Annotated in this window: 24 protein-coding genes; 14 read left to right on the top strand and 10 right to left on the bottom strand. The window is 60.6% G+C overall.

Translation table 11 applies throughout. The features are described 5' to 3' along the window. Window positions 1–10 precede the first annotated feature (10 nt). From pcaF to pcaR, 5 genes are all read right to left on the bottom strand, one after another. Complete coding sequence (gene pcaF, locus BOP96_RS20705) at window positions 11–1,213, bottom strand: 3-oxoadipyl-CoA thiolase (protein WP_175563003.1); 1,203 nt, start codon at window positions 1,211–1,213, stop codon at window positions 11–13. Beyond that, window positions 1,210–1,989, bottom strand: a complete 780-nt coding sequence (locus BOP96_RS20700) for a CoA-transferase subunit beta (RefSeq protein ID WP_003189301.1) — start codon at window positions 1,987–1,989, stop codon at window positions 1,210–1,212. The genes pcaF and BOP96_RS20700 overlap by 4 nt, the downstream gene beginning before the upstream one ends. Continuing rightward, window positions 1,989–2,846, bottom strand: coding sequence for a CoA transferase subunit A (locus BOP96_RS20695; RefSeq protein WP_014717292.1), 858 nt, complete (start codon window positions 2,844–2,846; stop codon window positions 1,989–1,991). Before BOP96_RS20695 ends, BOP96_RS20700 begins: the two co-directional genes overlap by 1 nt. 248 nt (window positions 2,847–3,094) lie before the next feature. Then, window positions 3,095–4,435 carry an MFS transporter gene (locus tag BOP96_RS20690; protein WP_032903228.1) on the bottom strand — a complete coding sequence of 447 codons (1,341 nt, stop codon included), beginning with the start codon at window positions 4,433–4,435 and terminating at the stop codon, window positions 3,095–3,097. Window positions 4,436–4,580: 145 nt separating this feature from the next. Beyond that, window positions 4,581–5,423: a pca regulon transcriptional regulator PcaR gene (pcaR, locus tag BOP96_RS20685; RefSeq protein ID WP_014717290.1), complete on the bottom strand. Its 843-nt coding sequence runs from the start codon at window positions 5,421–5,423 to the stop codon at window positions 4,581–4,583. Window positions 5,424–5,964: 541 nt separating this feature from the next. Between pcaR and BOP96_RS20680 the strand changes: the two genes are divergently transcribed. Together BOP96_RS20680 and BOP96_RS20675 are read left to right on the top strand one after the other, a co-directional pair. Further along, window positions 5,965–6,165, top strand: a complete 201-nt coding sequence (locus tag BOP96_RS20680) for a hypothetical protein (protein WP_003189295.1) — start codon at window positions 5,965–5,967, stop codon at window positions 6,163–6,165. 332 nt (window positions 6,166–6,497) lie between these two features. Next, window positions 6,498–7,973, top strand: a complete 1,476-nt coding sequence (locus tag BOP96_RS20675; protein WP_003189291.1) for an inorganic phosphate transporter — start codon at window positions 6,498–6,500, stop codon at window positions 7,971–7,973. Between the two features lie 203 nt (window positions 7,974–8,176). On the opposite strand, the gene ccoM is transcribed toward BOP96_RS20675, so the two are convergent. Together ccoM and BOP96_RS30150 are read right to left on the bottom strand one after the other, a co-directional pair. Further along, window positions 8,177–8,293, bottom strand: a complete 117-nt coding sequence (gene ccoM, locus BOP96_RS30770; protein ID WP_019817835.1) for a cytochrome c oxidase subunit CcoM — start codon at window positions 8,291–8,293, stop codon at window positions 8,177–8,179. A gap of 143 nt (window positions 8,294–8,436) precedes the next feature. Further along, window positions 8,437–8,598, bottom strand: coding sequence for a hypothetical protein (locus BOP96_RS30150; protein WP_005785860.1), 162 nt, complete (start codon window positions 8,596–8,598; stop codon window positions 8,437–8,439). Window positions 8,599–8,731: 133 nt separating this feature from the next. Here BOP96_RS30150 and BOP96_RS20670 point away from each other — a divergent pair, with 133 nt between their 5' ends. The 3 genes from BOP96_RS20670 to BOP96_RS20660 all read left to right on the top strand — a co-directional run bounded on the left by BOP96_RS20670 (window position 8,732) and on the right by BOP96_RS20660 (window position 11,344). Further along, window positions 8,732–9,604 carry a LysR substrate-binding domain-containing protein gene (locus BOP96_RS20670; protein ID WP_014717289.1) on the top strand — a complete coding sequence of 291 codons (873 nt, stop codon included), beginning with the start codon at window positions 8,732–8,734 and terminating at the stop codon, window positions 9,602–9,604. Between the two features lie 91 nt (window positions 9,605–9,695). After that, window positions 9,696–10,166 carry a RidA family protein gene (locus tag BOP96_RS20665; RefSeq protein ID WP_073453866.1) on the top strand — a complete coding sequence of 157 codons (471 nt, stop codon included), beginning with the start codon at window positions 9,696–9,698 and terminating at the stop codon, window positions 10,164–10,166. Further along, complete coding sequence (locus BOP96_RS20660) at window positions 10,163–11,344, top strand: aminotransferase class V-fold PLP-dependent enzyme (RefSeq protein ID WP_073453864.1); 1,182 nt, start codon at window positions 10,163–10,165, stop codon at window positions 11,342–11,344. Before BOP96_RS20665 ends, BOP96_RS20660 begins: the two co-directional genes overlap by 4 nt. Here the strand turns inward: BOP96_RS20660 and BOP96_RS20655 are convergent. Next, complete coding sequence (locus BOP96_RS20655; RefSeq protein WP_014717286.1) at window positions 11,341–11,682, bottom strand: hypothetical protein; 342 nt, start codon at window positions 11,680–11,682, stop codon at window positions 11,341–11,343. The two genes, BOP96_RS20660 and BOP96_RS20655, sit on opposite strands and share 4 nt — an antisense overlap. A gap of 219 nt (window positions 11,683–11,901) precedes the next feature. Between BOP96_RS20655 and rapA the strand changes: the two genes are divergently transcribed. Next, a complete protein-coding gene (gene rapA / locus BOP96_RS20650) occupies window positions 11,902–14,748 on the top strand; it encodes an RNA polymerase-associated protein RapA (protein ID WP_073453862.1) in 2,847 nt (948 codons plus the stop codon). A gap of 176 nt (window positions 14,749–14,924) precedes the next feature. On the opposite strand, the gene BOP96_RS20645 is transcribed toward rapA, so the two are convergent. After that, window positions 14,925–16,271 (bottom strand): spinster family MFS transporter, encoded by a 1,347-nt coding sequence (locus BOP96_RS20645; RefSeq protein WP_014717284.1) that lies wholly within the window; start codon window positions 16,269–16,271, stop codon window positions 14,925–14,927. A 252-nt stretch (window positions 16,272–16,523) separates the two neighbouring features. On the opposite strand from BOP96_RS20645, the gene BOP96_RS20635 reads away from it, so the two are divergent. Both BOP96_RS20635 and BOP96_RS20630 read left to right on the top strand, forming a co-directional pair. Continuing rightward, the gene (locus BOP96_RS20635; protein WP_014717283.1) at window positions 16,524–16,892 is read left to right on the top strand and encodes a YkgJ family cysteine cluster protein; all 369 of its coding nucleotides are present in this window, start codon (window positions 16,524–16,526) and stop codon (window positions 16,890–16,892) included. Window positions 16,893–17,031: 139 nt separating this feature from the next. After that, the gene (locus tag BOP96_RS20630) at window positions 17,032–19,293 is read left to right on the top strand and encodes a putative bifunctional diguanylate cyclase/phosphodiesterase (protein WP_014717282.1); all 2,262 of its coding nucleotides are present in this window, start codon (window positions 17,032–17,034) and stop codon (window positions 19,291–19,293) included. 228 nt (window positions 19,294–19,521) lie between these two features. Here the strand turns inward: BOP96_RS20630 and BOP96_RS20625 are convergent, their stop codons facing one another. After that, window positions 19,522–19,824 carry a DUF2288 domain-containing protein gene (locus BOP96_RS20625; protein ID WP_014717281.1) on the bottom strand — a complete coding sequence of 101 codons (303 nt, stop codon included), beginning with the start codon at window positions 19,822–19,824 and terminating at the stop codon, window positions 19,522–19,524. A gap of 341 nt (window positions 19,825–20,165) precedes the next feature. Between BOP96_RS20625 and BOP96_RS20620 the strand changes: the two genes are divergently transcribed. From BOP96_RS20620 to BOP96_RS20595, 6 genes are all read left to right on the top strand, one after another. Continuing rightward, window positions 20,166–21,293: a branched-chain amino acid ABC transporter substrate-binding protein gene (locus BOP96_RS20620; protein ID WP_073453860.1), complete on the top strand. Its 1,128-nt coding sequence runs from the start codon at window positions 20,166–20,168 to the stop codon at window positions 21,291–21,293. Between the two features lie 227 nt (window positions 21,294–21,520). Next, window positions 21,521–22,444 carry a high-affinity branched-chain amino acid ABC transporter permease LivH gene (livH, locus tag BOP96_RS20615; protein ID WP_003193535.1) on the top strand — a complete coding sequence of 308 codons (924 nt, stop codon included), beginning with the start codon at window positions 21,521–21,523 and terminating at the stop codon, window positions 22,442–22,444. Beyond that, on the top strand, window positions 22,441–23,694 hold the full coding sequence (locus BOP96_RS20610; protein WP_014717278.1) for a high-affinity branched-chain amino acid ABC transporter permease LivM: 1,254 nt from the start codon (window positions 22,441–22,443) through the stop codon (window positions 23,692–23,694). Before livH ends, BOP96_RS20610 begins: the two co-directional genes overlap by 4 nt. After that, entirely contained in the window at window positions 23,691–24,458 is a 768-nt protein-coding gene (livG, locus tag BOP96_RS20605; RefSeq protein ID WP_003193538.1) for a high-affinity branched-chain amino acid ABC transporter ATP-binding protein LivG, read from the top strand. The genes BOP96_RS20610 and livG overlap by 4 nt, the downstream gene beginning before the upstream one ends. Window position 24,459: 1 nt before the next feature. Continuing rightward, entirely contained in the window at window positions 24,460–25,161 is a 702-nt protein-coding gene (locus BOP96_RS20600) for an ABC transporter ATP-binding protein (protein WP_003193540.1), read from the top strand. Window positions 25,162–25,419: 258 nt separating this feature from the next. Continuing rightward, entirely contained in the window at window positions 25,420–25,716 is a 297-nt protein-coding gene (locus BOP96_RS20595) for a BufA1 family periplasmic bufferin-type metallophore (RefSeq protein WP_014717277.1), read from the top strand. The last annotated feature ends 16 nt before the right edge of the window (window positions 25,717–25,732 follow it).

Below are 25,732 nucleotides of genomic sequence, written 5' to 3'. Positions count from 1 at the left end.
CTTTTAGTTATCAGACGCGTTCAATCGCCAGGGCCAGGCCTTGGCCGACGCCCACGCACATGGTCGCCAGGCCTTTGCGGCCGCCGGTTTTTTCCAATTGGTGCAGGGCCGTCATCACCAACCGCGCACCACTCATCCCCAAGGGGTGACCGAGGGCAATGGCGCCGCCGTTGGGGTTGACCTGGGGCGCATCGTCAGCGATACCCAGCTCGCGCAGCACCGCCAGGCCTTGGCTGGCGAAGGCTTCGTTGAGTTCGATCACATCAAAGTCGGTGACCGCCAACCCCAGGCGCTCCACCAGTTTGCGCACCGCCGGCACCGGGCCGATGCCCATCACCCGCGGGGCGACTCCGGCACTGGCCATGCCCAGCACACGGGCGCGGGCGGTGAGGCCGTGTTGCTTGACGGCCTCGGCGCTGGCGAGGATCAGCGCGGCGGCGCCGTCGTTGACGCCCGAGGCATTGCCGGCAGTGACGGTCTTGTCCGCGCCGTTGACCGGCTTGAGCTTGGCCAGGGCTTCCAACGTGGTGTCCCGTGGGTGTTCATCGCGTTCCACCAGGGTTTCGCCTTTTTTATGGGCGATTCGCACCGGAACGATTTCCTCGGCAAAGAACCCAGCGGCCTGGGCAGCGGCAGTGCGTTGCTGGCTGCGCAGGGCGAAAGCGTCCTGGTCGGCGCGGGAAACCTGATAGTCATCGGCCACGTTATCGGCGGTCTGCGGCATGGCATCCACACCGTACTGGGCCTTCATCAGCGGGTTGATAAAGCGCCAGCCAATGGTGGTGTCTTCCAACTTCATGTTGCGCGAGAACGCCGCGTCGGCCTTGCCCATCACAAACGGAGCGCGGGACATCGATTCGACGCCACCGGCAATCGCCAACTCCATTTCACCGCTGGCAATCGCACGAAAGGCGGTGCCGATGGCATCCATGCCCGAGGCACAGAGGCGGTTGAGGGTCACGCCGGGAATACTTTCCGGCAGCCCCGCCAGCAGCAACGCCATGCGTGCCACATTGCGGTTGTCTTCACCTGCCTGGTTGGCGCAGCCGAGGAAGACTTCGTCTACGGCGCTCCAGTCCACCGACGGGTTACGCTCGATCAACGCCTTGATCGGCAGTGCCGCCAGGTCATCGGCGCGCACCGTGGACAGGCCACCACCGAAACGGCCGATGGGCGTGCGAATGGCATCACAGATATAAACCTCGCGCATCAGGCTTCTCCCGGTGCTTGGCCATGGGCGGCGGCGGTGCGTGCTTCGAGGTCACGCAGGGCGGTCAGTTCGGTCTCGGTGGGTTCAGCGGTGGTGCTCACCTGGTCGGCAAAGCGAATCGCCCAGCCGGTGGCGGCGACCACTTGCTCGCGGGTCACGCCGGGATGCAGTGCAGTGACCACGAACTCATGGCTGCCCTCCTCCGGCTCCATGATGCACAGGTCGGTAATGATGCCCACCGGGCCGGCGCCGGGCAGGCCCAGACGCTTGCGTGAGTCGCCACCTTCGCCGTGACCGACGGAGGTGATGAAGTCCAGTTTGTCCACAAACGAACGGGACGATTGCTTAAGGATGATCAACACGCTCTTGGCCGAACCGGCGATTTCCGGCGCGCCACCGGCACCCGGCAAACGCACTTTGGGCTGGTGATAATCACCGACCACGGTGGTGTTGATATTGCCGAAACGGTCGACCTGGGCCGCGCCGAGAAAACCGACATCAATGCGCCCGCCCTGCAGCCAGTAGCGAAAGATCTCACCGGTGGGCACCACGGTGTCGGCGGTCTCCGCCAGCTCGCCATCGCCGATGGACAGCGGCAACACGCTGGGCTTGGCCCCAATCGGGCCGGACTCGTAGATCAGCACCACATCCGGCGAGGACGTCAGGCGCGCCAGGTTGGCCGCCTTGGATGGCAGGCCGATGCCGACGAAGCACACCGAGCCGTTCTTGAGGCGGCGTGCGGCGGCGACGGTCATCATTTCATTGGTGGAATAAGCCATTACTTAGCCTCCTGCGCGGCGGCCAGCTTGGCCTGGAATTCACTGAAGTCGGCAGTGCCGTGGATGTATTCGTCGATCCAGGCGGTAAAGGTCCCGCGGTCGCGGGCAATCGGGTCCCACGCCTGGTAGAAGCGGTTATCCCGCTCGTTGTAGCCGTGCGCGTAGGAAGGATGGGCACCACCGGGTACGTGACACACCGCCGTCAGCGCCCAGGTAGGCAGCACGCAGCTGTTCATCGGCGCGTTCAGGTCGTCGACGATTTCCTCGACGGTGACGATGCAGCGCTTGGCCGCCAGCGCCGCTTCCTTTTGCACCCCCAGAATGCCCCAGAGCAGCACGTTGCCTTTGCGGTCGGCTTTCTGCGCGTGAATCACGGTGATGTCCGGACGCACCGATGGCACCGCCGCCAGCACTTCGCCGGTGAAGGGGCAGGTGACGGTCTTGATCAGCGGGTTGACCTTGGGCAAGTCGGAACCGGCATAGGCCCGCAACACCGCGAACGGCAGGCCGGAGGCACCGGCGACGTAGGCATTGGCCAGGTCGGCGTGGCTGTGCTCTTCGATCTCCAGCGCTTGCGGCCATTGTTTCTCTACCGCGTCGCGCAGCCGATGCAGGGAACCCACGCCCGGGTTGCCGCCCCAGGAGAAAATCAACTTGCGCGCACAGCCGGCACCGATCAACTGGTCGTAGATCAGGTCAGGCGTCATGCGCACCAGCGTCAGGTCTTTCTTGCCCTGACGAATGATTTCATGGCCTGCGGCCGTAGGGATCAGGTGGGTGAAGCCTTCGAGGGCGACGGTATCGCCGTCGTTCACGAAGCGCTTGACCGCATCACGCAGGGTGAGGATTTCAGCCATGGGGTTGGGCTCCCGGTGTTGATCGAAAAAGGCGCTGAGGTGGCGCCGAAGTGCTTGAAGATTAAGCCGGGCAAATGGGCCAAACAATCCGATAATCGACTGAGCGTTCGATTATCGAACCGATTGTTGCTTAACTAACCATCGCAAGGAACAGGGTCAATGTGGGAGCTGGCTTGCCTGCGATGGCGCGAGTGAATTCAGCACCGCTATCGCAGGCAAGCCAGCTCCCACAGGGGTAGTGATCGGTCTCAGGTCGCATCGGCATGGCTGACCATGCCCTTAATCATTACCGCTGCCGTGGCCAAGGCCGCCGGTATCACCAATGCGGTGAGCACCTGCTCGAAGTTCCAGCCCAGGCCCAGCAAGGTTGCGCCCATCCACGCTCCCAGGATCGCGCCGAAGCGGCCGATGCCGAGCATCCACGACACACCGGTGGCACGGCCTTGGGTGGGGTAGAAACGCGCCGCCAGCGAAGGCATCGCCGATTGCGCACCGTTGACGCACATCCCGGCGACCAGCACCAGGGTGGCCAACAACGTGATGTTGCCCAGGCTCTGCCCCACCGCGTAGGCAAACACCCCGGCCAGCAGATAGAACGTGCCGATCACTTTGTGCGGGTTGAACCGGTCCATCGCCCAGCCCACGCCCACCGCGCTCAATACCCCACCAAACTGGAACAGCGCGCCGATGAACGCGGCTTGCTCCATGCTCGCGCCACTGTCGCGCATCAAGGTGGGGAGCCAACTGGTCAGCAGGTAAACGATCACCAGGCCCATGAAGTACGTGAGCCACAACAGCAAGGTGCCAGCGCTGTAGGTGCCCGAGAAGATCACCGCGAACACATTGCGGGCCTTGACGGTTTTTTGCTCCGGTACGCTGAAGTGAGAGGCCTGGGCAACGATGTTTGGCTCGATAGGGGCCAGGGTCTTGCGCACCTTGTCGGTGCCGCGATTGCGCACCACCAGGTAACGCGCCGATTCCGGTAGCCATACCAGCAGCACCCCAGCCAGGATCAACGGCAGGATGCCGCCGATCAGCAACAGGCTGTGCCAGCCGAAGGCCGGGATCAGCTTGGCCGAAATAAACCCACCACCGGCCATGCCGAGGTTGAAGCCACAGAACATGCTGGTCACCAACAAGGATTTATGCCGCTCGGGGGTGTATTCAGACAACAAGGTGGTGGCATTCGGCATGCCGGCGCCCAGGCCCAGGCCGGTGAGAAAGCGCAGCACCAGCAACTGGTCGACAGTGGTGCTGTAGGCCGACGCCAGGCTGAACGCACCAAACACCAACACCGCGCCGACCAGCACGACTTTGCGGCCAAAGCGGTCGGCCAGGGGGCCGGAACCGAGTGCGCCAAACACCATGCCGATCAACGCGGCGCTCATCACCGGGCCGAGGCTGGCGCGGTCGATGCCCCAGTCCTGGGACAGCGCGGGCGCGATAAAGCCCATCGCGGCGGTGTCGAGGCCGTCGAGAAAGACAATCAGGAAACACAGGATCACCACGCGCCACTGATACCGCGAGAGTGGCTGGGTGTTGATAAAGGACTGTACGTCCAGGGTGGTACCGACAGAAGGCTGATTCATTATTTTTATTCCACACCGATGGCGGGCTGACGACCTGGGGTCATCATTCTTATTGGGCAGCTCCTCAGAGCGCTGCCGCACATTAATAAGCCAAGGGAAACACCGTCAATCGAGCCAGCCGGGATCTGTGCGGTCACCGAACAGCTTAGGCAAACAGCTGCGCACTCAGCTCACGGCTGGCGCTGAGCATGCTCGGCAAAAAGCGCTGCTCCAACTCGCTGCGGCTGACCCGCCCGGCATGGGTGCTGACATTAAGCGCGGCCAACACCTGGCCGGACGCGTCATACACCGGCACCGCGATGGAACGCAGGCCCTGCTCCAGTTCCTGGTCGACAATGCACCAGCCCTGCTGACGCACCTGTTGCAGGCATTCCAATAACGCTTGCGGCGTGGTCAGGGTGCGGCTGGTCTTGGTTTGCAGGTCGGCATGGTCGAGATAATCCTGCAGCGAAGCGTCGTCGAGGGCGGCCAGCAGAATGCGGCCCATGGACGTGCAATATGCAGGCAAGCGCCCACCCACCGACAGGTCAACCGAGATCAGACGCTGGGTGGTGGCGGAACGGGCGATATAAAGAATGTCATCGCCTTCCAGGGTGGCCATGTTGCAGGCTTCATGCAGTTGCTCGCTCATGCGGTCCAGGTAAGGCTGGGCCGAAACAGCCAGCGGTGTGGACGACAGATAGGCATGACCGAGGGTCAGTACCTTGGGCAACAGCGAGTAGGTGCGCCCATCCGTGGTGGCGTAGCCGAGCTTGATCAAGGTGTGCAGGCAGCGGCGCACGGCGGCGCGGGGAATTTCCGTGCGATGGCTGATCTGGGCGATGGTCAGGTGACGCTTACGCTCCTGGAATGCCTGCACCACGGCCAGGCCACGGGCCAGGGACGTCATGAAATCCGGATCACCGGTGAATGCCTGGATGCGCTTGGCCGGTGAAGCCACGATCGGCGGCGCCACTGATGCAAAGGAGTTGCGCAATTGATCGTTCATTTCAAGGGGCCTTCTCTTGTTATCACCACGGGAGGGTTGGCGGCTATTACAAGCCGTGCCGGTCGCCCTGCACAAGTCAGCGTCGGCAACATTGGGCGATTATCGAACGACCATGCGATTATCGCAATTTGGCCGGCGCTGGCGCACACCTCGCGGCCATGGTTTCAGATTTGCCTGATGCATCTATAAAGCAGGGGCATTTACCCTGCCAGGATGATGACGGTGTTCACAAATACCCACGCCAGCATGTAACAAACCTCTGACACATCGTTGACGCTTTTTAACTTCATGATGATAGTGTTATTCAAATGCGCCGCTATAATGCAACCTGTGCAGAGGTCAGCCCGGTATGTATCGGGAGTGGAGCTCACCGGGCGTTGCGGGTTGTATGCAGGGCCGGACACAAGTATTCGCTTAAAAGAACTGCCCTCAGGCCTATTTACCCATTTGAACGTTTTATTGTTCTATTTGGAATCGCCCGAGCACGACTTTCAGGCATGACGCTGCGCAATCAATAAACTCAACTCAATTAGGTAATACTGTGACGAAAGATGAACTGCGCGCGGAACTTGAGCGCCAGGAGCAACGTTACAAGGATGTCTACGGCGGGGAAGTCACCACCTACGCCGCGCAACCCGAGCCGGAACGCAAGCCATGGCGTAAACGCGCCAGCCTGCTAGACCAGGCATTTGCCCAGGAAATCCAAAAGATCGAGCAGGAGCTCAAGACCGAGGAGCCATAAGCGCTTCGGTTCGAGCCTTGAGGGTCGTGCTGTCTCTGCCGGTGAAGTACTGGCAGAGGGCACCCGCTTTAGCGTCCACTGGTCAGTAACCTACAGCCACCTACGAAATTTCATACAAATGTTTCAGGTATGGCATTTTCATGACTAAAGCCCGCCTTCTGCGGCCTGCGCTTTATAAATCAAAGACTTGCCAAAGCCCCGAAAACCCTGGGATGCGTGCGTCCTGCCGCGTTTTTTTCCAGGAAGATTGTTACCGATGAGCAGCTAATGCATCGATTACTGATGTTTTCTGGCATAATCGCGCCCCCTTACGACCGGGTCAGAAAACCTTCATGATCGATTTATTCAGCGGACTGGATGCTTGGGTTCTAGTGAGCCTGTTGCTCGCCCTGGCCTTTGTCCTCGCCTTCGAGTTCATCAATGGCTTTCATGACACCGCTAACGCGGTGGCCACAGTCATCTATACCAAAGCCATGCCGCCACACCTGGCCGTGTTCTTCTCCGGGGTGTTCAATTTCCTCGGCGTATTGCTCGGTGGTGTCGGTGTCGCCTACGCCATCGTGCACTTGCTGCCGGTGGAGTTGCTGATCAATGTGAACACCGGCCATGGCTTGGCAATGGTCTTCTCATTGTTGGCAGCAGCGATCACCTGGAACCTGGGCACCTGGTACTTCGGTATCCCCGCCTCCAGCTCCCACACCCTGATCGGCTCGATCCTTGGTGTCGGCCTGGCCAACGCGTTGATCAACGACATCCCCCTGGCTGACGGTGTGAACTGGCAGAAGGCCGTGGATATCGGCGCGTCCCTGGTATTCTCGCCGATGGCGGGCTTTCTGGTCGCCGCTCTGGTACTGATCGGTCTGAAGTGGTGGCGTCCGCTGTCGAAGATGCACAAGACCCCGGACCAGCGCCGCAAGCTTGACGACAAAAAGCACCCGCCATTCTGGAACCGCCTCGTCCTGGTGATTTCGGCCATGGCGGTGAGCTTCGTGCACGGCTCCAACGATGGCCAGAAGGGCATCGGCCTGATCATGCTGGTGCTCATCGGTATCGTGCCGGCGCAGTTCGTATTGGACCTGGGCAGCACCACTTACCAGATCGAACGTACCCGCGACGCCACCCTGCACCTGAACCAGTTCTACCAGCGCAACCACGAGACCCTCGGTGAATTCCTGGCCCTGGGCAAAAGCGTGAAGGATGACCTGCCGGGCAAGTTCCGCTGCAACCCGCAGCAGACCGAACCGACGATCAACGCGCTGCTGGGCACCCTCAAGGGCGTCTCGGACTACCACTCGCTGACGGCCGACCACCGCATCGAGGTACGTCGCTACCTGCTTTGCCTGGATGACACCGCGAAAAAGGTCGGCAAGCTGCCAGGCCTGGACTCCCGTGAGAAGTCCGACCTCGACAAGCTGCGCAAAGACCTGACCGCCACCACCGAGTACGCCCCGTTCTGGGTGATCCTCGCGGTCGCACTGGCCCTGGGCCTGGGCACCATGGTGGGCTGGAAGCGCGTGGTGCTGACCATCGGTGAGAAGATCGGCAAGCAAGGCATGACCTATGCCCAGGGCATGTCGGCGCAAATCACCACGGCCACCATGATCGGCTTCGCCAACATCTTCGCCCTGCCAGTGTCCACCACCCACGTCCTGTCTTCTGGCGTGGCAGGCACCATGGTTGCGAACAAAAGCGGCCTGCAAGGTGGCACCGTCAAGACCATCCTGATGGCCTGGGTATTGACCTTGCCAGCGACCGTAGGCCTCTCGGCCGGGTTGTTCTGGCTGGCGTCCAAGGCTTTGGGCAACTGATAGCCAGCCGGCAATAAAAAAGGTGCGATCCGCGAGGGTCGCACCTTTTTTTATGATCGTTCGTTCCCACGCTCTGCGTGGGAATGCCGCCGCGGACGCTCCGCGTCTCTCTGGCGCACGGGTGACGCGGAGCGTCACAGCCAAAAAAAAGGGCGACCGAAGTCGCCCAAAATGCCTTGCGTGCTCATGTAACCCGGAAAGACTTAAGGTTTTTTACGCTTGTTCGCGTCTTTCCAGATAAAAAATCCAAACCCTACAAAAAACAGCACCATGAGGCTAACAGTCAGCACTCCGGCAAAAACCACATTATCGAAAAACATGACCGGCCTCCTGCACTTGCCCTGTTGCGATAGGGCTAAGTTAATAGAGAAGGCACAGTGGGAAATTGACCAGGATCAATGTCGCCCACAACGGGGCGTAAAGAAGGGGAATAACTGACCTGCATCAATAGAGGCAGGACGTTTCAACGTTTTTTCGGCTTGTTCTTCGACTTCTTCTTGGGCTTGCCCAAGGGCATGGCTTGCTCAAAGGCTTGGCGCACTTCATTCAGGCGCTTGTCATTAAGGTCGTGAACGCGCTTGGCACGTTCGGCGTTCAGGTCGATCAGCTTGTCGTCATCACTCATGGCTTGGCTTACGTCGTGGCGAGAATGCCTCAATAATGCGGCCTGCCCCGCCCGACGGCAATTAAGCGGGCGACAAAATGCAGGCCATCGACCAAAATCGGCACTTTCTACCCTGCCCAGGAGGTGCATCCAGGTGGCCTTGCACAACGACCTTCCACCGCTGCTGGCCCTGCGCGCCTTCGAGGCCGTGGCACGGCACTTGAGTTTTATCAAGGCGGCTGACGAGTTGTCGGTGACCCAAAGTGCGCTGAGCCACCAGGTACATAAGCTCGAGCACCACTTGGGCAAGCCGCTGTTTATCCGGCGAACCCGTGCGATCGACCTGACGTTGGCCGGGCAAGATTACTACGCGCAAATACGCCCTGCCCTGGACGCCATCGCCGCTGCAACACGCAGCCAGCGGGGAGCGCCGTGCGCCAGTGTATTGCGTATCGGCTTGCTGGCGTCCTTTGCCACGCTGTGGCTGGCGCCGCGCCTGGCCGAGTTTCTACAGCGCCACCCGCATATCCAGGTGGAATTGCTGCCCGCGATTCAATTGGCCAACGTCGCCACGGCCGAAGTTGACTTGGCCATCCGCTACGGCAAGGGCGACTGGCCCGACGTGCTCGCCACACGCCTGATGACCGAAACCCTGTCACCGGTATGCAGCCCGGCGTTCAAGGCCAGACAGGTCGCCACAGGCCCGTTGTTGATGGCGACCTCGCACCGCCCTTTCGAGTGGACCGATTGGTCCGCCCATTACCAGATCAACCTCGATCATCACCCCCGCGTGATGTTGCATGACTACAACATCGTGGTCGAAGCGAGCGTGGCCGGCCAGGGTATCGCCATGGGCCGCCATCGCCTGATTGAACGCAGGCTCCACGACGGCAGCCTGGTGGAGGCCTTTGACAGGCCGCCCTATCACAGCGACATCGGCTATTGGCTGATCGTCCCTCAGGGTCCGCTCAGTGAGGCGGCTGAATGCTTCAGTCAGTGGTTGAAGCAAGCGTGCGCCGACGCGTGAGTTTTTTAGATACGTCGGTTGAGATCTATCCGTTTGTCGCCCCTCGCCACCACCAACATGCTGGAACCTTCTGACACCAGAGGATTTCACCATGACTGACTCCATCCGCCAGCGCGTACACGCCCTCGGCCTGACACTGCCTACGCACAGCCAACCCGCAGCCAACTACATCAATCATGTGATCAGCCAACACCAGCTGTTCATCTCGGGACAAATTCCCATGATCGATGGCAAACCCGCCTACATTGGCCGGCTGGGCGAGTCTTTCAGCGATGAAGATGGCGCCCAAGCAGCGGAATTGGCAGCGCTGGGCCTGCTGGGGCAATTAAGCGATGCGCTGGACGATGACCTGTCGCGGGTGGTGCGCATCCTGCGCCTGGGCGTGTTCATTGCCAGCAGCGCCGACTTCCAGCGCCAAAGCCTGGTCGCCAATGGCGCTTCGAACCTGCTGGTCAACGCCCTCGGCGACAAGGGCCGGCACGTGCGCACCGCCGTAGGTGTTTGCAGTCTGCCGGCTGGTGTCGCCGTGGAAGTGGACGCCATTTTCGAGCTGCAGCCATGAGCCCGCTGCAAATCCAGCACTTGCGAGAAGCCACGCCCGGTTGCCAGTCCGGCCTCGTGCACTTCAATCATGCTGGAGCCTCCTTGCCCAGCCAGGCGACGCTCGACGCCATCATCGAACAGCTGCAACGCGAAGCCCGCGACGGCCCGATGGAGGCCGGAGAACAGGGTGCCATCTTAGTGGAAAAGGCCCGCCGCGCCGCTGGGCAGTTGCTCAATGCGCCCGCCTCAGCGATTGCCTTCGCCAGCAGTGGCTCGACGGCCTGGAGCATGGCCTTCCAGGCGCTGGGGCCCTGGCAGCCGGGTGATCGAATTCTGGTGGGGCGCCACGAATGGGGCGGTAATCTGGCGAGCATGGAACTGGCCATTCAAGCCGGGGCGCGGGTGGAGGTCATCCCGTGCGATGCCAGCGGCGCGGCCTGCCCGGTGGCGTTGGAGGCGATGCTGGATGCCAAGGTGAAGCTGATCGACCTCACCTGGCTGCCGGCCAACGGTGGTTTGATCAACCCGGCCCAGGCCATCGGCGATGTGGCCAGGCGGCATGCCATCCCCTACTTCATCGACGCGGGCCAAGCCGTCGGCCAACTGCCGGTGGATGTGCAAGCGTTGCAGTGCGATGTGCTCAAGTCTGCCGGCCGCAAACACCTGCGCGGGCCTCGCGGTACCGCGCTGCTGTATATCAGGCCGGATTTTCTGCCGCATCTGAACCCGGCCCAACGCGACGTGTTTTCAGCGCCCTGGACCGCCGAAGGCTTCGACCTGCGCAACGACGCCCGGCGCTTTGAAACCAGCGAAGTCTCTTTCGCCCTGCTGGCCGGCCTGGGCAATGCGTTGCACGAGATCAATCAACTGGGGATTGAGCAAGTATGGCAAAGGGTCTCGAAGACCAGCGCGCGAATCCGCGAGGCACTGCGTCAGATACCGGGAATTACCTTGCATGACTTAGGCAGAACGCATTCAGGCTTGATCGCGTTCAACCTGGCCGGCTGGGATAGTTTTGAACTCAAACAACGCCTGGGGTTAAAGCGCATCAACATCGGCGCCAATGGCGTGGCCTACACCCCGCTGGACATGCAAGCACGTGGGTTGAGCAGCGTTGCGCGCATCTCCGTCAGCCCGCTCAACACCGATGACGATATTGAGCTGCTGGTGAAGGCCCTGCGCGAACTGAACGGTTAGACCTCGATATCCACCCACAGGCCCTGGCGCGGCGCGTCTTCGATTAGCGGCGCCACGGGCACGGTGTTGTCAGCGTTGAGCAAGTCGCCGGGAATCGGCAAATGCTGCTCCGCGTCGTCGTCGGCTTCGCGCCGGCGTTTCTGCTGCTCCTGCTGGCGACGCTGCTCTTCGCGCAGCAGAAAGGTCGATTGCTCGGCATCGCCTTTTTTCAGGTCGATCGTGCTCTCGTTGGAGCCCGGTTGAACGGGCACCACCGGCGGAATATCCGGCTTCTGGCGTGCCGGGTCGAGTTGCGACGTGACCGGCACAACACTGACGGGCAGCATGGGTGGCAGCATGATAATTATTCTCCTGATCAACAGGCTGTCGGCGGGTGGCAGGGCGACTTGAGCACCCGCGTGCCAAGCTGTGACTCAGTCGACACTCTCAAGTGCCCGCCATCCGTCGATTCAATTTCCGCCGGCCCATACAAACAGCGTAGTTTTTGTCAGAGTTCTTGGGCGCCGGGCCGTGTTCCGTTAACATAGTCGGCTTTTTCACGGCGGGAGTCAGGCAGCATGGCGCAGCAGTATCAACCGGGGCAACGCTGGATTAGTGACAGCGAAGCAGAGCTGGGGTTAGGCACCGTTCTGGCACAGGACGGCCGCTTGTTGACCGTGCTCTATCCGGCCACTGGCGACACTCGCCAGTATGCGCTACGGAATGCGCCCCTCACTCGCGTGAGGTTTTCGCCGGGTGACACCATCACCCATTTCGAAGGCTGGAAAATGACCGTACAGGAAGTCGACGACGTCGATGGCCTGCTGGTCTATCACGGCCTCAATGGGCAGAACGAGCAGGTCACCCTGCCGGAAACCCAACTGTCCAACTTCATCCAGTTCCGCCTTGCCAGTGACCGTCTGTTCGCCGGGCAGATTGACCCGCTGGCGTGGTTCTCGCTGCGCTACCACACCCTGGAACACACCAGCCGCCAGTTGCAGTCCTCGCTGTGGGGCCTGGGTGGCGTACGCGCCCAACCGATTGCCCACCAACTGCACATCGCCCGCGAAGTCGCTGACCGTATCGCGCCACGCGTGTTGCTGGCGGACGAAGTGGGCCTGGGCAAGACCATCGAAGCGGGCCTGGTGATCCATCGCCAACTGCTTTCGGGCCGTGCCAGCCGCGTACTGATCCTGGTTCCGGAAAACCTGCAGCACCAATGGCTGGTGGAAATGCGCCGCCGCTTCAACCTGCAGGTTGCGCTGTTCGATGAAGAGCGCTTTATCGAAAGCGATGCCACCAACCCGTTCGAAGACACCCAGCTTGCACTCGTTGCGCTGGAATGGCTGGTGGACGACGAGAAGGCCCAGGACGCGCTGTTCGCCGCTGGCTGGGACTTGCTGGTGGTCGACGAAGCCCACCACCTGGTATGGCACGAAGACAAGGCCAGCGCCGAATACTCGCTGGTCGAACAACTGGCCGAAGTAATTCCAGGCGTGCTGCTGCTGACCGCCACCCCGGAACAACTGGGCCAGGACAGCCATTTTGCGCGCCTGCGCCTGCTGGACCCGAACCGCTTCCACGATCTGCAAGCCTTCCGCGCCGAGAGCGAAAACTATCGCCCGGTGGCCGAAGCCGTGCAGGAGCTGCTGGACAAGGGCCGCCTGTCGCCAACCGCGCACAAGACCATTCAAGGCTTCCTCGGTGACGAAGGTGAAGCCCTGCTCACCGCCGTCAACGATGGCGACAGCGAAGCCAGTGCCCGCCTGGTGCGTGAACTGCTCGACCGCCACGGTACCGGCCGCGTACTGTTCCGCAACACCCGCGCCGCCGTGCAAGGCTTCCCCGAGCGCAAGCTGCACGCCTACCCGCTGCCCAACCCGGACGAATACCTCGAACTGCCCCTGGGCGAACACGCCGAGCTGTACCCGGAAGTCAGCTTCCAGGCGCAACCGGACATCGAGGAAGAGAACCGCTGGTGGCGTTTCGACCCACGGGTCGAGTGGCTGATCGACCAGTTGAAAATGCTCAAGCGCACCAAGGTCCTGGTGATCTGCGCCCACGCCGAAACCGCCATGGACCTGGAAGACGCCCTGCGCGTGCGCTCCGGCATCCCGGCCACGGTGTTCCACGAGGGCATGAACATCCTCGAGCGTGACCGCGCCGCTGCCTATTTTGCCGATGAAGAGTTCGGTGCCCAGGTGCTGATCTGCTCGGAAATCGGCAGTGAAGGCCGCAACTTCCAGTTTTCCCATCACCTGGTCCTGTTCGACCTGCCGTCCCACCCCGACCTGCTGGAACAGCGCATCGGGCGCCTGGACCGGATCGGCCAGAAACACGTGATCGAACTGCACGTGCCTTACCTGGAAACCAGCCCGCAAGAACGCCTGTTCCAGTGGTACCACGAAGCGCTCAATGCCTTCCTCAACACCTGCCCGACCGGCAACGCCTTGCAGCATCAGTTCGGCCCGCGCCTGCTGCCCTTGCTGGAAGCCGCCGATGACGGCGAGTGGCAAGCCCTGATCGACGAAGCCCGTGCCGAGCGCGAGCGCCTGGAGCAGGAGCTGCACACCGGTCGTGACCGTTTGCTCGAACTCAATTCCGGCGGCGCCGGCGAAGGCGATGCCCTGGTCGAGGACATCCTCGAACAAGACGACCAGTTCGCCCTGCCGATCTACATGGAAACCCTGTTCGACGCGTTCGGCATCGACAGCGAAGACCATTCGGAAAACGCGCTGATCCTCAAGCCCAGCGAAAAAATGCTCGACGCCAGCTTCCCCCTGGGCGACGACGAAGGTGTGACCATTACCTACGACCGTAACCAGGCGCTGTCGCGCGAAGACATGCAGTTCATCACCTGGGAACACCCGATGGTGCAGGGCGGCATGGACCTGGTGCTGTCCGGTTCCATGGGCAACACCGCCGTGGCGCTGATCAAGAACAAGGCGCTCAAGCCAGGCACCGTATTGCTTGAACTGCTGTATGTCAGCGAAGTGGTCGCCCCGCGCTCCCTGCAACTGGGCCGCTACCTGCCACCGGCCGCCTTGCGCTGCCTGCTGGATGCCAACGGCAATGATTTGTCGGGCCGCGTGTCGTTCGTGACCTTGAATGACCAGCTGGAAAGCGTGCCACGGGCCAGCGCAAACAAATTCGTGCAGGCGCAGCGCGACCAACTCACCCCGCGCATCAACGCCGGTGAAGAGAAGATCGCCCCGCGTCACGCCGAGCGTGTCGCCGAAGCCAAGCGTCGCCTCGCGGCAGATACTGACGAAGAGCTGGCGCGCCTGACCGCGTTGCAAGCGGTCAACCCGACCGTGCGTGACAGCGAGCTGGTCGCCTTGCGCAACCAGCGCGAGCAAGGCCTGGCCATGCTCGATAAAGCGGCACTGCGACTGGAAGCGATTCGGGTGCTGGTGGCAGGTTGATAAACCGCTGAACGTAAAAGGCCCGCGCAATGCGGGCCTTTTTATTAGCCTTTAGAGATCGTTCCCACGCTCTGCGTGGGAATGCATCATGTGACGCTCTGCGTCACGACTTTAAAACGGACGCAGAGCGTCCAGAGCGGCGTTCCCACGCAGAGCATGGGAACGATCACTCGGTCTCACGCCGTTACCGCAGTTGCCGGCACCTCAACCGCACTCAACCCTTCCTTCATCCGCTTGGCATCACGCACAAAACTGCGCGAGGCCTGGAACAGAAAAAGCATGGTCAAGAACAGCGCCACCGGAATCAGGTACATGGCGTCATGCAAGCCCACCGCTTTATAAGCCTCGGTCATCTGCTGCGCCCCGGCCGCATACATCGCCGAATGGGCAAAGTGATCGGACAGCGCCCCGACCACCACCGGCCCCATGCCACCGCCGAGCAAATACAGCCCAGCAAAGAACAGCGCCATCGCCGTCGCGCGCAAACGCGGTTCGACCACGTCCTGGATCGCGGTATACACGCAGGTATAGAAGTTGTAGGCAAACAACCAGCCCACACTGAACAGCGCGACAAACACCCCGATTTCGACGCGCCCGGCATGCAATGCCCAGGCGGTGGTGCCCGTGGAGATGATCAAGCTGAAGGCGGCAAACAACAATCGACCATTGGCGACCCGCTGATGAATCTTGTCGGCAATCCAGCCGCCCAGCGTCAGGCCCACCAAGCCGGTCAGGCCGACAATGACGCCCGTCGCGACGGCCGCGTCCTGCAACGGCATGAGGAAATAGCGTTGCAGCATCGGCACCAGGAATGAGTTGCACGCATAGGTGGCAAAGTTAAAGCACAGCCCGGCCAGCACCAGCCACAGGAAGGTCGGCACGGCCAGCACGCGGCGGATCGGGCGGTCGACGCGCTCCTGGGAGACCTGCACGGTTTCCGCCGCGCCGCGCTTGGGTTCTTTTATGTAGAACATAAACACCGCCAGGATCAGCCCCGGCACCGCTGCGATAAAGAAGGGCGCGCGCCAGCTGTCGAACGCCTTGACCATCGCACCGATGGTAAAGAACGCCAGCAACAGGCCCAACGGCAGGCCAAGCATGAAAATCCCCATGGCTCGGGCACGGCGGTGGGCGGGAAAGAGGTCGCCAATCAGCGAATTGGCCGCGGGTGCATAGCTGGCTTCGCCGATGCCAATGCCCATGCGCACCAGCAGGAAGGTCCAGAAACTGCCGACCATGCCGTTAACCGCCGTCAGCCCGCTCCAGGCGAACAAGCCCCAGCCCATCAACTTGCTGCGTGAGCCGGTGTCGGCCAGGCGCCCGAGCGGTAGCCCGGCAATGGCGTAGACGATGGTAAAGGCGGTGCCGATGATACCGAGCTGAAAGTCGCTCAAGTGCCATTCCATACGGATCGGCTCGATGATAATCGCGGGGATGGTGCGATCGAAGAAGTTGAACAGGTTGGCCAGGAACAGCAGGAACAGAATGCGCCAGGCATTCGCCGCTTGGGTCGAGTTCTGCATGGGTCCGTCTCTTTTATTGTTATGAGAGCTGTGATGCCCGATGCATCCTGCCCGGTACCTGCAACATAGTCAGGTAAGGCGGGGTTGTCTGTAATGATTCGTAAAGCTGATAGGGCATGATTTCAGCCGGCAACACGGGGATTTGTCCCACGAAAATATAAGTGCGTACCCCCCTTCCCAACGGCCATGGCACGGATAGAATGGCGAGCCTTCCTGTAACACCCCCACCCTACTTTCTTATTGATGACGCCCATGTCCGAAGCCAGTCCGTGTCTGAATTGCGGTGCCTGCTGTTCACACTTTCGCGTGTCCTTCTTTTGGGGTGAGTGCGCCTCGTCCGGGGGCACGGTGCCCGATGACCTGGTGGTGCAGATCAACCCCAGCCGCGTGGCGATGATCGGCACCGACCGCAAACCGGCACGGTGTTGCAGCCTTGAAGGTGAAGTCGGACAGGCCACCAGCTGCTCAATTTATGAGCAGCGCTCCAGCGTGTGTCGCGAGTTCGAGGCGTCCTGGAGCCAGGGCGTGCAAAATGTCGATTGCGACGCCGCCCGTGCCGCATTCGGCCTGGCCCCGTTGGAGGCCCCGCACTTCGAACTCGACCTGCCCATCAGCGCTTAGCACCAAACGCTATGGACGGCATATCAAAATAATTTGAGATCAAAACGCCATTACTCATGGCAAATCTCGATAGACTTCTATACTCGACCTCATAGGTCATCGCCGCTGGCAGTGACATGGCTCTGTGACGGGATAAGCTATGGAATGGCTGGGGCAGCATTTTTTTACCGACCTTCCAGACAGCGGGCATTTATTGCTCAACTGCAGTCATAACCCGTTTCTGGTGCTGCTGGCGTACCTGGTCGCCTGCGCGGCGGGTTTCGGTACCCTGGACATGGCCGAACGTGTGGGCCATGTCGAAGACCCCACCGCCCGCCGCCATTGGCGCTGGCTGGGTGCCGGTTGCCTGGCAGGCGGCATCTGGTCGACCCACTTCATCAGCATGCTGGCCTTCCAGGCCCCCATCGCCATTCACTACGAACTGATCATGACGTTCGCCTCGCTGCTGATCGCCCTGATCGCCTCGTTGCTTGCCATGCAGACCCTCAGTCATACCCACCTGCGCTTTCATCAGTACCTGGTGGCTTCGGTGTGGATGGGGCTGGGTATCGCGTTGATGCACTACGTGGGCATGTCAGCCATGCGCTCCCAGGCCCAGGTGTACTTCGAAACACGGCTGTTTTTGGCCTCGGTGGCGATTGCCATGGGCGCCAGCCTGGCCGCATTGTTGCTGTCCAGTTACCTGCGCAACGGTGCCGGCGTGTTTCACCAACTGCTCAAATACGCCGCCAGCCTGGTGCTGGGCGCCGGGATTCTGAGCATGCACTTCACCGGCATGGCGGCTATGCAAATGCTGGTGCCCAGTGGCGCGGATCTTTCGTTACCGGCGGATAACAACCCGATTCAACTGGGCCTGTCGGTCGCCATGATCACCTTGCTGGTAATCGGCAGCAGCATCAGCGCAGCCCTGGCCGACAAGAAGTTGCAACACAAGGAGCGTGACCTGCGTCGGGTCAACGCGCTGCTCAGCGAACTCGACCAGGCCCGCGCTTCGCTGCAACAAGTGGCCCACTTCGACGCACTGACCAGCCTGCTTAACCGCCGTGGTTTCAATCAGATCTTTGCGGAAAAAGTCGCGGAAAAAACCCGCAGCCAAGGCATGCTGGCGGTGATCTTCCTTGATATCGACCATTTCAAGCGTATCAACGACAGCCTGGGCCATGACGCGGGCGACCAGTTGCTCACAGTGCTCGCCGGGCATATCAAGGGCTCGATACGCAGCCATGAAGATGTAGTAGCACGCTTTGGCGGCGATGAGTTCTGCATCCTGGTCAATATTCATCACCGCGACGAAGCCCGGCACATGGCCCAGCGCATCATGCAGAAGATGAAAGAGCCCATCGAACTGGCCGGCCGACGCATGGTGATGACCACCAGTATCGGTATCAGCCTGTTCCCCGAGGACGGCCACACCTGCGAAGAGCTGCTGAAAACCGCCGACCTGGCGCTGTACCAATCCAAGGATGCGGGGCGCAATTGTTTGAACTTCTTCAGTTCCAACCTTAAAACCCGTGCCTTTCTTGAGCTGCAACTGGAAGAAGAACTGCGCGCCGCCTTGCGTACGCGCAGCCAGCTGGTGCTGTTTTATCAACCGATCTTTGACATGAAACTGGGCAAGGTCACACGCCTGGAAGCCCTGGTGCGCTGGCAGCACCCCCAACACGGGCTACTGGCCCCGGACCGCTTTATCGGCATCGCCGAGAACAACGGACTGATCGCCGAGCTGGACCACTGGGTATTGCGTCAGGCCTGTCACGACCTGAGCCTGTTGTCTGACCGGGGCTACACCGAGCTGATCATGGCCGTGAATTGCTCGGCGCTGAACCTGGCGCGTGACGAACTGGCCGATGAAATCGAAGACGCCCTGCGCTTCGCCGGCATAGGCACCAACCGCCTGGAACTGGAAGTCACTGAAAACGCGTTGATGGGCAACATCAGCAGTACCTTGGCGCTGTTGCGGCAGATCCGCGCCCTGGGTGTGTCGCTGGCCATCGATGACTTCGGCACCGGCTATTCGTCGCTGGCTTACCTCAAGCGCTTGCCGCTCAACACTTTGAAGATCGACCGCTCGTTTATCCAGGACATCCCCAAGTCCACCGCAGACAGTGAAATTGTCCAGGCGATTATTGGCATGGCCCACACCCTGCACTTGCAGGTGGTCACCGAGGGCGTGGAAACCCAGGCGCAGTTCGAGCTGCTGCTCAAGCATGGCTGCGACTACATCCAGGGCTACCTGCTCAGCCCGGCGGTGCCTTTCGATGACATCATCGGCGTGATGCAGGGCATTGCCATGCGCAATCCGTTATATCTGCCAAGCGTGGAAGGCAACGACGCTGCGCAGCCAAAAGACCCGGCGCCAGGGCGTATCGGCTCGCCTTCTATTGTCAGGCCGATTCGCTGAGACCCGGGCACGGGGAGTGGTGGTGTGATCGTTGCTTCTCTTCACGCCGCGTCATACCCGGAAACAATTGCGCCACTCATTCCTTCTGCCCTCAACTGTTCCCGTGACGCTTACGTCACCCTCGGCTGTGACCTTTCTCTACGGCAAGGTGCCATCACGCGTTGAGCGGTTACTCGGCTACACACTTCACTCCGTGAAAAATACGCACCTTTTTCGTGCGCGCCATTATTACCGCGCCCTTTCTTGGATCAGGATCCACGGCGAGACCACTACAGCCCATAAGCTTGGATCCCGTTCCACCAGGTCTAATGCCCGCGTCGCAGACACCTCGCCAAGGGTGCCTGCAGCCAGCCAGGCGGCGACTTTGTCACGGTTGTCTTCGGCCATTCCTTCGGCGGCCTCGATCAAATCCAGGCCGGCATCGACCCACAATAGGGCACCCTTGGCAAAGAACGGTTCAAGCTCCTTCCAGGAAATTTCGGCGGTTTCACCGAGCAGCTTGGCATAGAGGGTGCTTGGTTCTTGCGTCATGGGAATTCACCTGAGTAAAAAATCGGCGCAATCATAGCCCCGTCGCTCAGGCAGAAAAACCCAGTAGCAAATGAAGTAGCGATTGAAACTGCCAGGAAAGCCACGGAATGCCTTGAAAGCTATCAGCAACCCGGCGCAATTCTGTCTTTTTCTTTCACTTAAGCGACACACCCAGGTTTTGCCCCCAGCTGCCAGCTTTTCAAGCGATCAACCGGCGCTCTACACTGTACCGGTACAGTTGCCAGGGCAATGCCGGGGGGATATCCGCGATATCTGATCCGGTTCTGCAGCTCACAAGGCCGCTAGAACTATAAAAAATACAACAGTAAGAGTGGAGCACTATGAATAAGGCTACTAAGCAGATTTCCAAACTGTTTGCCGCTATGGTCCTGGCTGGGGTTGCCGGCCATTCGTTCGCAGCCGACACCATCAAGATCGGCATCGCCGGCCCCAAGACCGGTCCGGTGACGCAATACGGCGACATGCAATTCATGGGTGCCAAGCAAGCCATCAAAGACATCAACGCCAAGGGCGGCGTAGACGGCAAGATGCTTGAGGCCGAGGAATACGACGACGCTTGCGATCCAAAGCAAGCCGTGGCCGTTGCCAACAAAGTGGTCAATGATGGCGTCAAGTTCGTGGTTGGTCACCTCTGCTCCAGCTCCACTCAACCCGCCTCCGACATCTATGAAGACGAAGGCGTGATCATGATTACCCCGGCTGCCACCAGCCCGGAAATCACCGCCCGTGGCTACAAGCTGATCTTCCGCACCATCGGCCTGGACAGCGCCCAAGGCCCGGCAGCCGGCAACTACATCGCCGACCACGTGAAACCGAAGATCGTTGCCGTACTGCACGACAAGCAGCAGTACGGTGAAGGCATCGCCACCGCCGTTAAACAGACCCTCGAGAAGAAAGGCACCAAGGTTGCCGTCTTCGAAGGCCTGAACGCTGGCGATAAAGACTTCTCCTCGATCATCCAGAAACTCAAGCAAGCCAACGTCGACTTCGTCTACTACGGCGGTTACCACCCTGAGCTGGGCCTGATCCTGCGCCAAGCCAAGGAAAAAGGCCTGAACGCCAAGTTCATGGGCCCAGAGGGCGTGGGTAACGACTCTATCTCGCAAATCGCCCAGGGCGCTTCCGAAGGCCTGCTGGTGACCCTGCCGAAATCCTTCGACACCGACCCTGCCAACAAAGCCATCGTTGAAGAGTTCGCCAAGAACAAGCAGGACCCAACCGGTCCGTTCGTGTTCCCGGCCTACTCGGCGGTTGAGGTCATTGCCGGCGGTATCAAGGCCGCCAAGAGCGAAGACACCGCCAAAGTGGCCGAGGCCATCCATGCCGGTACCTTCAAGACCCCTACGGGCGACCTGAGCTTCGACGCCAAGGGCGACCTGAAGGACTTCAAGTTCGTGGTCTACGAATGGCACTTCGGTAAACCAAAAACCGAAGTTTCCCCTCAGTAAGCCAGGCGTTACTGGTCAACAAGCCCACTGTGCAAGCAGTGGGCTTTGTTTTACGAGGTTTATGGGCCATGTCACCCGCGATCCGGGCGCTGGCTCACCTGAAAATCTTAAAACCGTCACCAGCGGTTCGCTGGCAAACGCTTTGTGCAACCTGGTCACAGAACAGGGCACCGAGCCGGAAATGACTCCACCAGTGAAATGCGTATCGGGTTTTTAGGAGCGCTGTAATGCCTGAGATCTATCATTTTTTCCAACAGCTGGTTAATGGCCTGACCATTGGCAGCACCTATGCCTTGATAGCCATTGGCTACACAATGGTTTACGGCATCATTGGAATGATCAACTTCGCCCATGGCGAGGTGTACATGATTGGTTCCTACGTGGCCTTTATCGCCCTTGCCGGGCTGGCCATGATGGGGATCCACTCCCTGCCGCTGTTGATGACCGCTGCGTTCCTGGCGTCGATCATCGTGACCAGTGCCTATGGCTACAGCATCGAGCGGGTTGCCTACCGTCCCTTGCGTGGCAGCAACCGTTTGATCCCGCTGATTTCTGCCATCGGCATGTCGATTTTCCTGCAGAACACCGTATTGCTGTCCCAGGACTCCAAGGACAAGTCCATTCCCAACCTGATTCCGGGGAGCATCTCCTTCGGCCCGGGTGGCGCACAAGAAGTGCTGATTTCGTACATGCAGATTCTGGTTTTCGTGGTCACCCTGGTGGCCATGCTGGGCCTGACGCTGTTCATCTCTCGCTCCCGTCTGGGCCGCGCCTGCCGGGCCTGCGCCGAAGACATCAAGATGGCCAACCTGCTGGGCATCAACACCAACAACATCATCGCCCTGACCTTCGTCATTGGTGCTGCGCTGGCGGCCGTGGCGGCCGTGTTGCTGAGCATGCAATACGGCGTGATCAACCCCAACGCCGGCTTCCTGGTGGGCCTCAAGGCCTTTACCGCAGCGGTATTGGGCGGCATCGGCAGCATTCCGGGCGCCATGCTCGGCGGGCTGGTGCTGGGTGTGGCCGAAGCCTTTGGCGCCGATATCTTCGGTGACCAGTACAAGGACGTCGTCGCGTTCGGCCTTTTGGTTCTGGTGTTGTTGTTCCGTCCGACCGGCATCCTGGGCCGTCCGGAGGTTGAGAAAGTATGAGCAGATATCTTAAATCGGCGTTTTTCAGCGCCTTGCTGGTATGGGCCGTGGCCTTTCCGGTACTCGGCCTCAAGCTGAGCATTGTCGGCATCAACCTGGAGGTGCACGGCACCGGGCCAGTGACCCTGACCATCATCGCCCTGTGTTCGGTGCTGATGTTCCTGCGTGTACTGTTCACGCAGCAGGTCGGTGCCTTGTTCAAGGGCAACCGTGGCCCGTTGGTGTCGCCCAAGGTCAGCCAATTTCTGACCCTGCCGCGCACCCAGCGCTACATCATCATCGGGTTGATCATCGCGGCGCTGATCTGGCCGTTCTTCGGCTCGCGCGGCGCGGTCGACATTGCCACGCTGATCCTGATCTATGTGTTGCTGGGCCTGGGCCTGAACATCGTAGTGGGCCTGGCCGGCCTGCTCGACCTGGGTTATGTGGGCTTCTACGCCGTGGGTGCCTACACCTACGCGCTGCTCTCGCACTACCTGGGCTGGAGCTTCTGGATCTGCCTGCCACTGGCCGGTATGGCAGCGGCTACGTTCGGCTTCCTGCTGGGCTTCCCGGTGCTGCGCCTGCGCGGTGACTACCTGGCCATCGTAACCCTGGGCTTCGGGGAAATCATTCGCCTGTTCTTGCGTAACCTCACCGATATCACCGGTGGCCCCAACGGTATCAGCAGCATTCCCAAGCCGACGTTCTTCGGGCTGTCGTTCGACCGCACCGCCGCCGAAGGCATGCAGACCTTCCACGAGTACTTCGGGATTGCCTACAACCCGGTGAGCAAAGTGGTGTTCCTGTACCTGGTCGCGCTGTTGCTGGCATTGGCGGCTCTGTTCGTGATCAACCGCCTGCTGCGCATGCCCATCGGGCGCGCCTGGGAAGCGTTGCGCGAAGATGAAATCGCCTGCCGCGCCCTGGGCCTGAACCCGACCATCATCAAGCTATCCGCGTTCACCCTGGGCGCTGCGTTCGCAGGCTTTGCCGGCAGCTTCTTTGCCGCTCGCCAAGGCCTGGTGACGCCGGAATCGTTCACCTTTATCGAGTCGGCGATCATTCTCGCCATCGTGGTATTGGGTGGCATGGGCTCGCAACTGGGCGTGATCCTGGCGGCCATCGTGATGATCCTGCTGCCGGAAATGATGCGTGAGTTCAGCGAATACCGCATGTTGATGTTCGGCGCCATGATGGTGCTGATGATGATCTGGCGCCCTCAAGGCCTGCTGCCCATGCAACGTCCACACATGGAGCTGCGCAAATGAGCCGCGAGATCCTGAAAGTCGAAAACCTGAGCATGCGCTTCGGCGGTTTGCTAGCGGTCAATGGCGTGGCCCTGACCGTCAAAGAGAAACAAGTGGTAGCACTGATCGGCCCCAACGGCGCCGGCAAGACCACGGTGTTCAACTGCCTCACCGGCTTCTACAAGCCGAGCGGCGGCAGCATCCTGCTGGACGGCCAGCCGATCCAGGGCCTGGCCGGTCACGAGATCGCTCGCAAGGGCGTGGTGCGTACCTTCCAGAACGTGCGGTTGTTCAAGGACATGACGGCGGTCGAGAACCTGTTGATCGCCCAGCACCGTCACTTGAACACCAACTTCTTCGCAGGTCTGTTCAAGACCCCGGCGTTCCGCAAGAGCGAGCGCGAGGCCATGGAATACGCGGCGTACTGGCTGGACAAGGTCAACCTGACCGAGTTCGCCAACCGCCCGGCAGGCACCCTCGCCTACGGCCAGCAGCGTCGCCTGGAAATCGCCCGTTGCATGATGACCCGCCCGCGCATCCTGATGCTCGACGAACCTGCCGCGGGCCTGAACCCCAAGGAAACCGAAGACCTCAAGGCGCTGATCAGTGTGCTGCGTGAGGAAAACAATGCCACGGTGCTGTTGATCGAACACGACATGAAACTGGTCATGAGCATCTCCGACCACATCGTGGTGATCAACCAGGGCACGCCGCTGGCCAATGGGACGCCGGAGCAGATCCGCGACAATCCCGAAGTGATCAAAGCCTACTTGGGGGAAGCGTAAAATGCTGCAATTCGAAAACGTTTCCACTTTCTACGGCAAGATCCAGGCCCTGCACAGCGTCAACGTCGAAGTACGCCAGGGTGAGATCGTGACCCTGATCGGCGCCAACGGGGCTGGCAAATCGACCTTGCTGATGACCTTGTGCGGTTCGCCGCAAGCCTACAGTGGCAGCATCCGCTACATGGGTGAAGAACTGGTGGGCAAGCACTCCGCCGAGATCATGCGCAAGAGCATTGCGGTGGTGCCGGAAGGCCGTCGGGTGTTTTCGCGCCTGACCGTGGAAGAGAACCTGGCCATGGGTGGGTTCTTTACCGACAAGGGCGATTACCAGGAACAAATGGACAAGGTGCTGCACCTGTTCCCCCGCCTCAAGGAACGCTTCAGCCAGCGCGGCGGCACCATGTCCGGCGGCGAGCAGCAAATGCTCGCCATCGGCCGGGCGCTGATGAGCAAGCCCAAGCTGTTGTTGCTGGACGAGCCTTCCCTGGGCCTGGCACCGATCATCATCCAGCAGATCTTCGACATCATCGAACAACTGCGCAAGGACGGTGTGACGGTGTTTTTGGTGGAGCAGAACGCCAACCAGGCGCTGAAAATCGCTGACCGTGCCTATGTGCTGGAGAATGGCCGGGTGGTGATGCAGGGCACTGGCGAGCAATTGCTGACGGATCCGAAGGTGCGGGAGGCGTACCTCGGCGGCTAAGAAAGAGCAAGTTCTAAATGGGAGCTGGCTTGTGTGGGAGCTGGCTTGCCTGCGATAGCATCACCCCGGTGTATCTGAAGAACCGAGGCGTTTGCATCGCGGGCAAGCCCGACTCCCACATTTTCTTTGTATAAGCCATTAAATAGGTGTTGTTTTGCAGTTTTTTTCGATGGCTTTGTAACGAATTCCCTCCCCCTTTCTCTAGTGGTGCATGCAGGCAATCAAGCCTGCGCATTCAACCACTGCTGGAGACACACCATGACCACCAAACTGTCCGCTGCCACCCTCGTTCTGGCCCTTGGTTCTGCCCTGAGCCTGTCCGCCCTGACCACCACCGCCCACGCGGCCGACGACATGCAGAAATGCTTCGGCGTGGCTGAAGCCGGCAAGAATGACTGCGCCGCGGGCGCCGGCACTTCCTGCGCTGGCACCTCCAAAACCAAAGACCAGGCCAATGCCTGGAAGCTGGTCCCCGCCGGCACGTGCACCCAGACCCCAAGCACCACCTCGCCGACCGGTTTTGGCCAGGAAGCGGCCTTCACCGCCAAATCCTGAACCCCGCGCAGCCTGA

Origin of the sequence: Pseudomonas sp. FSL W5-0203 (assembly GCF_001896155.1) — a bacterium.
Taxonomy (GTDB): Bacteria; Pseudomonadota; Gammaproteobacteria; order Pseudomonadales; family Pseudomonadaceae; genus Aquipseudomonas; species Aquipseudomonas paracarnis.
The sequence above is the reverse complement of the archived record's forward strand: the minus strand, read 5'-3'. Positions and strand labels throughout refer to the sequence as shown.

Coding starts and splice junctions, on each gene's coding strand:
- BOP96_RS20700 (WP_003189301.1), bottom strand. CDS start 1,989: ATGGCTTATTCCACCAATGAAATGATGACCGTCGCCGCCGCACGCCGC.
- BOP96_RS20695 (WP_014717292.1), bottom strand. CDS start 2,846: ATGGCTGAAATCCTCACCCTGCGTGATGCGGTCAAGCGCTTCGTGAAC.
- BOP96_RS20690 (WP_032903228.1), bottom strand. CDS start 4,435: ATGAATCAGCCTTCTGTCGGTACCACCCTGGACGTACAGTCCTTTATC.
- pcaR (WP_014717290.1), bottom strand. CDS start 5,423: ATGAACGATCAATTGCGCAACTCCTTTGCATCAGTGGCGCCGCCGATC.
- BOP96_RS20675 (WP_003189291.1), top strand. CDS start 6,498: ATGATCGATTTATTCAGCGGACTGGATGCTTGGGTTCTAGTGAGCCTG.
- ccoM (WP_019817835.1), bottom strand. CDS start 8,293: ATGTTTTTCGATAATGTGGTTTTTGCCGGAGTGCTGACTGTTAGCCTC.
- BOP96_RS30150 (WP_005785860.1), bottom strand. CDS start 8,598: ATGAGTGATGACGACAAGCTGATCGACCTGAACGCCGAACGTGCCAAG.
- BOP96_RS20665 (WP_073453866.1), top strand. CDS start 9,696: ATGACTGACTCCATCCGCCAGCGCGTACACGCCCTCGGCCTGACACTG.
- BOP96_RS20660 (WP_073453864.1), top strand. CDS start 10,163: ATGAGCCCGCTGCAAATCCAGCACTTGCGAGAAGCCACGCCCGGTTGC.
- BOP96_RS20655 (WP_014717286.1), bottom strand. CDS start 11,682: ATGCTGCCACCCATGCTGCCCGTCAGTGTTGTGCCGGTCACGTCGCAA.
- rapA (WP_073453862.1), top strand. CDS start 11,902: ATGGCGCAGCAGTATCAACCGGGGCAACGCTGGATTAGTGACAGCGAA.
- BOP96_RS20645 (WP_014717284.1), bottom strand. CDS start 16,271: ATGCAGAACTCGACCCAAGCGGCGAATGCCTGGCGCATTCTGTTCCTG.
- BOP96_RS20635 (WP_014717283.1), top strand. CDS start 16,524: ATGTCCGAAGCCAGTCCGTGTCTGAATTGCGGTGCCTGCTGTTCACAC.
- BOP96_RS20630 (WP_014717282.1), top strand. CDS start 17,032: ATGGAATGGCTGGGGCAGCATTTTTTTACCGACCTTCCAGACAGCGGG.
- BOP96_RS20625 (WP_014717281.1), bottom strand. CDS start 19,824: ATGACGCAAGAACCAAGCACCCTCTATGCCAAGCTGCTCGGTGAAACC.
- BOP96_RS20620 (WP_073453860.1), top strand. CDS start 20,166: ATGAATAAGGCTACTAAGCAGATTTCCAAACTGTTTGCCGCTATGGTC.
- livH (WP_003193535.1), top strand. CDS start 21,521: ATGCCTGAGATCTATCATTTTTTCCAACAGCTGGTTAATGGCCTGACC.
- BOP96_RS20610 (WP_014717278.1), top strand. CDS start 22,441: ATGAGCAGATATCTTAAATCGGCGTTTTTCAGCGCCTTGCTGGTATGG.
- livG (WP_003193538.1), top strand. CDS start 23,691: ATGAGCCGCGAGATCCTGAAAGTCGAAAACCTGAGCATGCGCTTCGGC.
- BOP96_RS20600 (WP_003193540.1), top strand. CDS start 24,460: ATGCTGCAATTCGAAAACGTTTCCACTTTCTACGGCAAGATCCAGGCC.
- BOP96_RS20595 (WP_014717277.1), top strand. CDS start 25,420: ATGACCACCAAACTGTCCGCTGCCACCCTCGTTCTGGCCCTTGGTTCT.